Here is a 10,581-nt window from a genome sequence, read left to right on the forward strand (position 1 = left end):
AGGCGAACACCATGGTCGCGGTGAGGGCGATCATTCGCGCTATGCGGTTGGTGTGGCCGGCGAGCCTGGTATAGGAGGCGATCCGCCGCCGCAGGCTCTTGGCCTTGCCGACATAGAGAACCGTTCCTTCCTCGTCCAGCATGCGATAGACGCCGGGGCCGGGCGGCGCGTGTTTCCAGTGGGCGCGGATGGCGCGCACGCCCCGGCGCAGCGAGGCGGCGCCCGTCTCGCTGTCGAGATCGAAATCGACTTGCGCCCCTGCCTGGGCTTCGGCCGCCTCGGCTTCCAGGTCGTCCATATCTTCGATCTCTTCGATTGTCTGGCCGTCCGGCACTTCCGGCGGCGCATCCTTTGCGCCCGTTGGAATCATGACTCTAATCTAGGCGTTGCGCCGCCCCGGCGAAAGGCGCGACAGCTCTCGGGCCTTTTTTCGTTCACGACATTTTGATCCAGATGCTGGACCTTTACGGTTTTTGCGTTTAGCAGTGGAGGTTAATGAATCGTCAATGAATCCAAAGGGGCGGCGCATATGGGTTGGACTCAGCCGGTTTCCCGGACTTTTTGCGGATTAGCCGGCTTTCTGGCTCTCGCTCTGTCCGGCTGCGCCGACACTTCCGGTCCGGCGCCGGACGCCCTGGCGCAAGCCAATTCCATTCGCCCCTCCGGCGCCAGTCCCCATCCCGCCGCTCTCGCGGTGACGCAGATGGAGGGGGCGCCCTCCCCGTTGCAGAATCAGTTCATGGCGCTGTTCAACGCCGACGTCATCCAGCAGGACGTGGCCCTGACCGACCAGAACAGCGCCCGCTACCTGGCGCGCGGCTATATTTCCGCCTTCCCCGTCGATGGCGGCGCCAAGCTCACCTATGTCTGGGACATTTACGACCGCACCAACCACCGGGCGCAGCGGCTGAACGACGAGATCGCGCTGAAGGGCTCGGCCGCCAATCCCTGGTCGCTGGTTGACGGCGCGGCTTTGCAGGAGCTCGCCGCACGCAGCGCCGGCGATCTGGCCGCCTATCTTTCCAATACGCCGGAGGCCCTGTCCGCCGCGACGACAGCCACGGATGCCGCGACGCAAGCCGCGCTTCCTGCACAAGTCCTGCCGCCGCAAGCCGCGCCGGACCAAGCGCTTTCTTATACGGATGCCCGCTAGACGCACCGCCGCAACGTCGCCAGCTCGCGGAAAACTTTTCCTTTTCTAACAAAATCAAGACAGGCCCATTCCATTTTTATTGTTCGTCGCTGAACCGGCTGCTAAGACGCGCGCAGATTGATAAGTGCAAGGCGGCGTGATGGCTGGTGTGATGAAAATCCTGGCGGGTAATTCCAACCGCCCTCTGACCGAGGCGATCGCCGCCTATCTCGGGGTGCCGCTGACCAAGTGTCAGGTCCGCCGTTTCGCCGACATGGAAATCTTCGTCGAAATTCAAGAAAATGTGCGCGGCCAGGACACTTTCGTCATTCAGTCCACCTCCTTCCCGACCAATGACAATCTGATGGAGGAACTGATCATGATCGACGCCCTGCGCCGCGCCTCCGCGCGCCGCATCACGGCGGTCATGCCCTATTTCGGCTACGCCCGGCAGGATAGAAAGCCGGGGCCGCGCACGCCCATTTCCGCCAAACTGGTCGCCAACCTGATCACCCGCGCCGGCGCCGACCGCGTTTTGACGGTCGATCTGCACGCCGGCCAGATCCAGGGGTTTTTCGACATCCCGACCGACAATCTGTTCGCCGCGCCGGTGCTGGTGCGCGACATTCAGGAAAAGCTCGACCTCTCGAACGTCATGGTGGTCTCGCCCGACGTCGGCGGCGTTATCCGCGCCCGCGCGCTCGCCAAACGCATCAATGCGCCGCTGGCCATCGTCGACAAGCGTCGTGAACGCGCCGGCGAATCGGAAGTGATGAACATCATCGGCGAGGTGAAGGGCAAAAGCTGCATCATGGTCGACGACATCGTCGATTCGGGCGGCACGCTTTGCAATGCGGCGGACGCGCTGCTGCTGGCCGGCGCGGCCGAAGTTCGCGCCTATATCACCCATGGCGTGCTGTCGGGCGGCGCGGTCGCCCGTATCTCGTCGTCGAGACTAAAGGAACTGGTCGTCACCGACACGATCCAGCCAACCGAAGCCGTGCGCTTGGCGAAAAATATCCGCGTCATTTCCATCGCCCCGCTGATCGGCGAGGCCATCGCCCGCACCGCCAAGGAAGAGAGCGTCTCCAGCCTGTTCAATTGACGACGGGAGGCGCGCTCCATTTTTGCACAGGAACGCCATGACTTTCGAAATGGATTTGAAAAGCGCCATTCGCACGATTCCCGATTATCCCAAGGCGGGAATCCAGTTTCGCGACATCACCACCCTGCTAGGCAACGCGCGCTGTTTCCGACGCGCGGTGGACGAGTTGGTGCAACCTTTTTCGGGGCAGAAAATCGACCAGATCGCGGGAATGGAGGCGCGCGGATTCATCCTCGGCGGCGCGGTGGCGCATCAGCTTTCCGCCGGCTTCATTCCGATCCGCAAGAAGGGCAAGCTGCCGCATGTCACCGTTTCGGTGGCCTACAGCCTCGAATACGGGCTGGACGAAATGGAAATGCACCAGGACGCGGTGAAGCCCGGCGAAAAGGTCCTGCTGGTGGACGATCTGATCGCCACCGGCGGCACGGCGACGGGCGCCATTCAGCTTTTGCGCAAGCTCGGCGCCGACGTGGTCGCCGCCTGTTTCGTCATCGACCTGCCGGAACTCGGCGGCGCCCAGAAGATCCGCGACCTCGGCGTGCCTGTGCGCGCGCTGGTGGAGTTCGGCGGGCACTAAGTTCGTCATTGCGAGCGACAGCGTTCATATAAATAAAAGGCCGGGCGAAAACCTGGCCTTTTTCTTTTTATATCGACCGAACTCGATCAGCCCCTCGGGCCCTTGCGCGAAAAACTGTCGCTAGCGCGCGCCGGGCGCTTGTCGCCGCCGCCGGCGGGACGCGGGATCGCGCTTCGGCCGTGTTCTTGGCGGTTGGCCTCGTGCTGGCGTCCATGCTCGCGCCGGGCGTCGCCGTGGCGCGTCGGGGCCGGGCCGCGACGGTCGTCCGGACGATGCGCCGGGCGTCCCTGCGGTTTGCCGCGAGCGGGCGGCGCCTCTTCCGGCGCATGCGGGTTTACGCGCAGATCGGTGACCGGGATAGTTTGCTTGGTTAGTTTCTCGATGGCGCGCAGATAGGCGCGTTCGGAATTGTCGCACAGCGAAATCGCCTCGCCCTCGGCGCCGGCGCGCGCGGTGCGGCCAATGCGATGGACGTAACTTTCCGGCACTTCCGGCAGTTCGAAATTGACGACATGGCTGACCGAATCGACGTCGATGCCGCGCGCGGCGATGTCGGTGGCGACCAAGACTCCGACCTGGCCGTTTTTAAAGCCGTCCAGCGCGCGGATGCGCTGGTTCTGGCTCTTGTTGCCGTGAATGGCGTCGGCGGAAAAACCGGCCTCGTTCAGGAAGCCGGCGACGCGGTCGGCTCCGCGCTTGGTGCGGGTGAAGACGATCGAGCGGCTGAAATCGGGGTTCTTCATCAGGTCGATCAAGGCCCCGCGCTTGCCGGCGCCCTCGACCAGGATCACCCTCTGCGAAACCAGTTCGGCGGTCCTGGCGACCGGCGCCACCGAGACCTTGACCGGATTATGCAGCATTTCGCCGGCCAGAGCGCCGATTTCCGTCGGCATGGTGGCGGAGAAGAACAGGGTCTGCCGGGTCTTCGGCAGTTTGGCGAAGATCTTGCGGATCGGCACGAGAAAGCCGAGGTCGAGCATATGGTCGGCCTCGTCGAGCACGACCGCCGTGGTGTTGTCGAGCCGCAGCGCACCGGTGGACAAATGGTCGAGCAGGCGGCCGGGGGTGGCGACGAGAACGTCGAGTCCGCCCTGCAGCGCCTTCAATTGCGGCCCGAAGCTGACGCCGCCGAAGATCACCGCGATCTTCAGGTTGGCGTGGCGGCCGTAGACCTTGAAGCTTTCGCCGATTTGCGCGGCGAGTTCGCGCGTCGGGGCGAGCACCAGCACCCGCGCCATTTTCGGGCGCAGGCCCTGCGGGAATTGTTGCAACCTTGTGATCAGCGGCGTGGCGAAGGCGCAGGTCTTGCCGGTGCCGGTCTGGGCGATGCCAAGCAGATCGCGGCCTTCGAGCAGCGGCGGAATGGCTTGTTGTTGAATGGGGGTAGGATGAACATAACCCTCGGCGGTGAGGGCGCGCAAAACGTTCTCGGCGAGGCCGAGATCGGAAAATTGAGTCAAGTTGGAAACTTTCGTGTGGGTCCGCGACGACGCGCGAAAGCGCGTCCGCTTGGCGCGGATCATGTCGAAGACAGCCCCGCATAGATTGGGCTGTCGGCCATTGGAGGCTGATTGGGCCGGGCGACGCGTTACCGTCCTATGCGCCGGCGCCTCTGGATGCTGCAATGCAGCGCCCATGCTGTACAGGCTTTGGCCGGGAAAAGCAACTGGCGCCGGGTTACTCGGTGAACACGATGGTCTTCGACCCGTTGATGACGACGCGATTCTCGACGTGATAGCGCACTGCGCGCGCCAGCACCCGGCGCTCGATGTCGCGCCCCTTGCGGATCAGGTCGTCCGGCGTGTGGTGGTGCGAAATGCGCTCGACATCCTGTTCGATGATCGGCCCCTCGTCTAGATCGGAGGTGACGTAATGCGCCGTGGCGCCGATGACCTTTACGCCACGCGCATGGGCCTGATGGTACGGACGGGCGCCTTTAAAGCCGGGCAAAAAAGAATGATGAATATTGATGCAGCGGCCCTTCAGTTTGGCCGCCAGTCCGTCCGACAGAATTTGCATGTAGCGCGCCAGCACCACCAGTTCGGCCCCGGTGGACTGAACCAGCGACCAGATCTGCGCCTCCTGCTCCATCTTTGTTTCGCGGGTGACGGGCAGGTAATGGAAGGGCGCGCCGCCGAAATCGAGATGCGGGTAAGTTTCGCGCGGATAATTGGCGACGATGGCGGCGATTTCGATCGGCAATTCGCCAATCCGCCAGCGATAGAGCAGATCGGCCAGGCAATGGTCGAATTTCGACACCAGTATCATCACGCGGGGCCGGTGCGACTGGGCGGAAACCTGCCATTTCATGCCGAACTCCCGCGCCAGTTCGGCGAAACTCTCGCGCCAGGCGGCGAAGCTGGCTTCGGGCCGCGCCGGATTGATCTCGATGCGCATGAAAAACTGATTGGTTTCGACTTCGTCGAACTGCCTGGAATCTGCAATGTTGAAGCCGGCTTCAAAAATATGGCCGGCGACGCGCGCGACAATGCCCGGACGGTTCCGACAACTCAAGAGCAGGCGATGAACCTCCCCATCGCGCATGGAATCAAGGTCGGACGCGGCTGGCTTCTTCATGACGTCAAGCTTGGCGGCCATGGCGGACTTTCACAGCGCCCCGCCCCAACGGCGGGATTGCCCGCTGTGTAGAATCAAAGACGTAAAATGTCGATGGAGGGAAAATCCGTCAGCGGCGCCCTGCGCGTACTCTCGCCAAGGCATAGGCGGGCAGCAACACCGGCGCCGCCCTGCCGCCGCCACGGCCGGTTTCCTTTTCCTCAACTGTCGGCAGCAGCATGATCGCCGTGGCGCAGACCACGCCGCCGAAAAACAGCGCAAAACCGCCGAACAGCAAAGCCAGGCCAGCCAACATCAGGTCGGATTTCAGCATCAGCACACGAATGCCGCCGACATTGGAAACCAGCACCGCCGCGGCGCAGGCAAGACCGACGACCCCGCCGAAAGCCCAGTTGGCGATCATCAGCCTGACGAGGCGATTGGAACTGTTTTTCCTGCGATCTTGAACCATGGCGCGGCGCCTTTACGGAGGTCTCTCTTGACCAATCTAGCGTATTTTTCGCAACACGCCAGAGCGCATCCGCGATTCTTGCTTGGGCTAGACTTGAACATTTCGTGATCGCTCTCAATCCAGCCGCAGGATTTGCGCCCGTTCGCCAAGATGTTCCTGCGCGATGCCGACAATATGGGCATGATGGGTGAATATGATCGGCTGGATCGCGCCGCTCGCCTGTTCAAGCGTCCGCAATCCGGCCGCTACGCGGGAATCGTCGAAACTGGCGAAAAGATCGTCGCCAATGAACGGCGGCGCCTCCGAGCGCCCTGCGTAATCTTCCAGAAAGGCCAGGCGCAAGGCGAGATAAAGCTGGTCGCGGGCGCCTTCGCTCAAGTCGGGCACGCCCAGTTCGGCGCCGTCAAAGCGCTTTGCCCGCAGATGCAACTGGTCGTCGTCGCCGAAATCCTGCTTGAGTTCGCCGTATCGTCCCTGGGTGAGGCTGGAAAAAAGCCCGCCGGCGCGGAAAATCAACGGATCCTTGCGGCGGTCGCGATGGCGCGCAAGCCCGGCGTTGACCAAGAGCGCTGCGAGTTTCAGCACCGCCCAGCGCCGCGATTCCTGCAAGATTTCGGCGCGGGCGTTTTCCTTCGCGAAGACCGCCTGTTCGGCGCCAAAACTCTGTTGCAGCCGCGCCCATTCACCCTCCGCGGCGCGCAGGCCGGCGTGAATTTCGCGCGCCTCGTTCTTCCGCGCTTCACTCTGCCTCTCGATTTCCCCGAGTCGGACCTGCGCGGCGTCGGGATCGAAATTCTCCGCCTCGCGGGCGAGTGTGGTTTCATCGAAACCGTCGACGACCAGCGCCAGACGCGCGCGCTCCGTCTCGATCGAAGCCGTGAGCATTTCGCGTTTGGTCAGTCTTTCCGCCAAGGCCGCCGGTTCGCCGTCGAAACTGGCCTCAGCGCAAAAATCATGAAGCGCCGAGCGCGCCTGCGCGAACTCTTCCTCGGACTTTTGCGCCGTTTCCGCCGCCTGCCGCAACGCCCGTTCGGCCCTTTCGCGCAAGGCGGCCTTTTCGCGCGCCTGGGTCAGGTTTTTGCGCAAGATCGCCGCGGCGGCAAGCGCCGGACGCGAGGGAAGATCGCGGGCGCAAAGCGCCAGCAAAGCGTCGAGTTGCGATTCGAAATCGGCGATGTCCCTGGCGATGGCGGCGGCGCGCTGCGCCTTCTCGTCCTCGTCCTGCAATTCGCCAGGCAGCGCGCGCCAGAGCGCGATGCGCGCCTGCGCCTCGTCGAAGGTCGCGTCCTCGTCGAGCCGAACAGTTTCAAGCGCCGCGAGCCATTCGTCACGCCAGCGCGCCTCTTCCTCGCTGAGAACTTCCAGCCGCTGCTTCAGCCGGGCGATGCGGATCGGCGCGTCAGCGATTTTCGCCTGCGCCTCGCGCGCCGCGTCTTGCGCCTTGGCGATTTCGCCAATTTTCGACTCGATGCGCTTCGCCAGAGCGGCGGCGTCGAGCGGCAAAGGCGCCAGGCCGCATTCCGTCGCCAGCGCCTCCAGTCCGGGGAGCGATGCGTCGAGCCCCATTCGCCACGCCGCCGCCTTGTCGCGAAGCCGCGCCAAATTTTCGCGCGCTTCCAGAAGAGCGTCGGCGCGGTTGCGCCAGATGATCATTTTTCGCGGCGCAGACGGTTCTATCCCGGCGGCGCTCCAATCTCGCTTCCATGAAAGCTGTTTTTGCGCGCGCTGTTGCGCTACCTCGGAGAGAGCGGCGTCGGCTCTACGCAACTCTCCCAGAGCGACTTCGGTCTTCTCGCGCTCCGCTTCGACCTCCGCGACACGCGTCGCATCGGCGAACAAGGCGTCAGCGCGCCCGTCGGCCTCGGCTGCAAGCCTTTCGAAACTTTCAGCCTTTTCGACAGCGTCGCCCAACGGCGCCTCGCACTTGAGATGCGCGCGCAAGATTTGCCATTCGGCGTCGCGACTCTTCCGCGCCTCGTGCAGGGCGGCCATGCTGGCGACGGGGCCAAGCCTTTCCAGCGCTCGCAGACGCGCATGCGCCGCCGTGAGGATTTCCTTGGCGGCGTCGGCCTTCTGCCTCGCCGCGCTTTCGCGCGCATCCATCTCGTCGAAAACCTGCGCCGCCTGTTCGATGGTTGCGGCGTCGGGGCTGGGGTTGCGGGCGAAGAATTCAAGATTGGCCAGCGGCGGCGTCAGCCGTGCGCATTTTTCTTCCAGCGTTCGCGCCTCGTCGGCGCAGGCTCCGAAAACTTCGCGAAAGGAGGCGTCCCAGTTGGCGATGGGTCCGAAAGCCAGGAGTTTTTCCCGCAACACGCCGGCGTCGGCCTGCGGCGCCTGCGCGGCGCTGAGCAGAGCGAGGCGATTTTCCTCCTCGGCCAGGCTCCGTTGCTGCTCCTGCTTGCCGGCGAAGAACTCGCGTCCCCGCGCGGCGAGTTTTTCCGCGCGGGCCAGCGCCGCGGCATCGGGCAAAACGCTGCGCAATTCCTCCAGCCCGGCGACGCCGCAAGCTTGCGCGCGAAAAATCAGCTTCTGCCTGGCCTCGCGCTGCGACGCCTCGCGGCGCGGCAACACGGCGGCTGCGTCCTCATAGGCGCCGCTGGCGCGGATGATGTCCTCGATCTTTTCCGCCTGTTCCAGCAAGCCGGCGTCGAATTGCGCCGCCTCCAGTTCGAGCCGCGCCGCCTCGCAGGCTTTGCGCCCCTGCGCCGCCTGTTCGCCAGCCGCTTTCTGGACATCGAGCAGCGCCGCCAGACGCCGAGCCCAGTCAGGCGAGAAATCGGCGAGAGCGTCGAATACTGCGAAATTTTCTCGGGCTTCGGTGAGGTTTTTGAGGATCGGCGCGGCCTTGTGCAATCTTTCAAGCCGCAGCTTTTCCGCCTGCGCCTGTCGTTCCGCCTCCTCGATGGCGGCGATTTTTTCGCCTGCCTCGGCAATATCGGCGTTCAGCGTCTTGAGGCTGGCGTCCGACAAGGTCGCGGCTTTTTCCTCCGCCCGCGCAGCGTCGTAGCGCGCCAAAGCCTGATAGAAGCTGCGGTGCGACGCCTTGCGCTCATCGAAGATTTTTTCGGCTTCCGCCTCCAGGCTGACGCGCAGATCGAGCAGGCCGCGCAGGCCGGAGGCGGCGGCGAAAAGGCTGGCGCCGATTTCGCCGTCGGCGCGCAGCATTTCGTCGCCGCCGGCGCGCAAGGCGCGCGCGTCGAGGCCGAAGGCGCGGTGAAAAATGTCGCGCGTCGCGGCGCCGAGGAAAGGCGCCAAGGCGTCGTCGGGCAGAGCGGCGCCCGAGGCGTCGAGAAGGGTGTTACGGTCGCCTCGCCGACGAATAAACTGCAATATCTGTCCGTTGCGGCCGCGTATCGTCGCGCTGATCCGCAAGTCTCGCGGACGCAGGAAGCCAATTTTTTCACGGCGCGGCGCGCCATAGAAAAGATCGCCAATAGCGGCGAGCGCCGATGATTTTCCCGCTTCGTTGGCGCCGTAGACCAAATGAATTTTCGCCTGCGGATCAAAGTTGAGCCGCAATCCGTTGAACGGGCCGTAGCAGTCAAGCGTGAGGTCGAGAAGCCTCATGGCGCCTCGCCCTCCTTGCTCTCGGCGCTAAACAGGGCGAGATCGCGCGCCTGCGCCAGCAAGTCGTCGAGTTCCTCGCTCAACCCCGGAGAGCCGGGAGGAAATTTCAACGCGATGCCGGCCAAAGCCGCCAGCGCCTCACTGCGCAGATCGGGATCGTCAAGGCATTCGTCGAGCAAGGAGGCGAAATCGAAATCGCTGTCTTGCAGGTCGCTTTTCCGGCGCGGCGCGGACGCGGCCAGCGCTCGCGTTTCCAGCGAGAAGCGCTCCAGCACGATGTCCTCATGCGCGCGCTGCGCCGCCGCCTCGATTTCATCGCGCCAGCGCGCCGGATCGGCGGCGAGCATTCCGTGCAGGGCGCTGCCGCCGGTCAGTCTTATCCGAAGGGCGAGCAGCCGGCCCTCGGCTTTCGCCGCCTCCTCGCGGGCGCGGACCTCGACAACGCGCAACAGCGCCGGCGCCTCCTCATGCGATGAAGCGTCGATGGTGATTTCGGCGAAGCGGGCGCGATCGACGATCAGTCGGCGCAGGCCCGTGACCTGGTTTTCCGCGACATCGACCAGAACCGCGCCCTTGGCCCCGGTCTCGCGAATGTGGCGGCCCTGCAGGTTGCCAGGATAGACCACAAAAGGGTCGGTCGAGACCACTTCATGGGCATGGACATGGCCGAGCGCCCAATAATCGTAATTTTTCGCGCGCAGGTCGTCGAGGCTGCACGGCGCATAGGCCGCGTGTCCGGGGCGCCCGTCGAGCGATGTGTGCAGCACGCCAATATTGAACCAGCCGGCTTTTGGCGCGGGATAGGCGCGGGCGAGATTGTCGCTCTCGGCGCGATGGGAAAAGCCGCGCCCGTGTAAGGCGACGCGCAAATCCGGCAAGGAAAAGGTTTCGGGCTTGCTGGTGGAAAACTGGTGCGCCAGATCGGGCAGCGACAGGCTTTTCGTCACGACGGAATCGGCGTCGTGATTGCCCTTGAGCAAAAAAACTGGGACGCCGATTTTGGCGAGGCGGCCGATCTGGCGGTTGAAGAATAGAGCGATGGAGGAATCGCGCCAGTCGCCATCGAAAATATCGCCGGCGAAAATCGCGAAGGCGATGCGTTCCTCCAAGGCGCGGTCTATCAGTTCGACAAAAGCGTCGCGGCTGGCCCCGGCGAGTTTTGCGGCCAAAAC

Annotated in this window: 9 protein-coding genes; 3 read left to right on the forward strand and 6 right to left on the reverse strand. The window is 64.0% G+C overall.

The annotated features are described in order from the left end of the window. The coding region (locus ACLP2E_RS09610) for a GIY-YIG nuclease family protein (protein WP_442465776.1) at positions 1-370 on the reverse strand (370 nt) is incomplete at its 3' end. Positions 371-529: 159 nt separating this feature from the next. Here ACLP2E_RS09610 and ACLP2E_RS09615 point away from each other — a divergent pair. The 3 genes from ACLP2E_RS09615 to ACLP2E_RS09625 all read left to right on the forward strand — a co-directional run bounded on the left by ACLP2E_RS09615 (position 530) and on the right by ACLP2E_RS09625 (position 2,814). Next, entirely contained in the window at positions 530-1,153 is a 624-nt protein-coding gene (locus ACLP2E_RS09615; protein WP_442461388.1) for a hypothetical protein, read from the forward strand. Positions 1,154-1,304: 151 nt separating this feature from the next. Continuing rightward, complete coding sequence (locus tag ACLP2E_RS09620; RefSeq protein WP_442461406.1) at positions 1,305-2,237, forward strand: ribose-phosphate pyrophosphokinase; 933 nt, start codon at positions 1,305-1,307, stop codon at positions 2,235-2,237. A gap of 37 nt (positions 2,238-2,274) precedes the next feature. Continuing rightward, positions 2,275-2,814, forward strand: coding sequence for an adenine phosphoribosyltransferase (locus ACLP2E_RS09625; RefSeq protein ID WP_442461389.1), 540 nt, complete (start codon positions 2,275-2,277; stop codon positions 2,812-2,814). A gap of 86 nt (positions 2,815-2,900) precedes the next feature. Here ACLP2E_RS09625 and ACLP2E_RS09630 read toward each other — a convergent pair whose 3' ends face one another. From ACLP2E_RS09630 to ACLP2E_RS09650, 5 genes are all read right to left on the reverse strand, one after another. Next, positions 2,901-4,274 carry a DEAD/DEAH box helicase gene (locus ACLP2E_RS09630; protein ID WP_442461390.1) on the reverse strand — a complete coding sequence of 458 codons (1,374 nt, stop codon included), beginning with the start codon at positions 4,272-4,274 and terminating at the stop codon, positions 2,901-2,903. A 217-nt stretch (positions 4,275-4,491) separates the two neighbouring features. Then, the gene (gene purU, locus ACLP2E_RS09635; protein WP_442465779.1) at positions 4,492-5,358 is read right to left on the reverse strand and encodes a formyltetrahydrofolate deformylase; all 867 of its coding nucleotides are present in this window, start codon (positions 5,356-5,358) and stop codon (positions 4,492-4,494) included. A 142-nt stretch (positions 5,359-5,500) separates the two neighbouring features. Next, positions 5,501-5,842: a hypothetical protein gene (locus tag ACLP2E_RS09640; RefSeq protein ID WP_442461391.1), complete on the reverse strand. Its 342-nt coding sequence runs from the start codon at positions 5,840-5,842 to the stop codon at positions 5,501-5,503. A gap of 114 nt (positions 5,843-5,956) precedes the next feature. After that, positions 5,957-9,409, reverse strand: coding sequence for an AAA family ATPase (locus ACLP2E_RS09645; RefSeq protein WP_442465777.1), 3,453 nt, complete (start codon positions 9,407-9,409; stop codon positions 5,957-5,959). Then, on the reverse strand, positions 9,406-10,581 hold a 1,176-nt coding region (locus ACLP2E_RS09650), incomplete at its 5' end, for a metallophosphoesterase family protein (RefSeq protein ID WP_442465778.1). The genes ACLP2E_RS09650 and ACLP2E_RS09645, both read right to left, overlap by 4 nt.

It is taken from the genome of Rhodoblastus sp., assembly GCF_052145335.1.
GTDB lineage: Bacteria > Pseudomonadota > Alphaproteobacteria > Rhizobiales > Beijerinckiaceae > Rhodoblastus.

Coding starts and splice junctions, on each gene's coding strand:
- purU (WP_442465779.1), bottom strand. CDS start 5,358: ATGCGCGATGGGGAGGTTCATCGCCTGCTCTTGAGTTGTCGGAACCGT.
- ACLP2E_RS09620 (WP_442461406.1), top strand. CDS start 1,305: ATGAAAATCCTGGCGGGTAATTCCAACCGCCCTCTGACCGAGGCGATC.
- ACLP2E_RS09645 (WP_442465777.1), bottom strand. CDS start 9,409: ATGAGGCTTCTCGACCTCACGCTTGACTGCTACGGCCCGTTCAACGGA.
- ACLP2E_RS09615 (WP_442461388.1), top strand. CDS start 530: ATGGGTTGGACTCAGCCGGTTTCCCGGACTTTTTGCGGATTAGCCGGC.
- ACLP2E_RS09640 (WP_442461391.1), bottom strand. CDS start 5,842: ATGGTTCAAGATCGCAGGAAAAACAGTTCCAATCGCCTCGTCAGGCTG.
- ACLP2E_RS09625 (WP_442461389.1), top strand. CDS start 2,275: ATGACTTTCGAAATGGATTTGAAAAGCGCCATTCGCACGATTCCCGAT.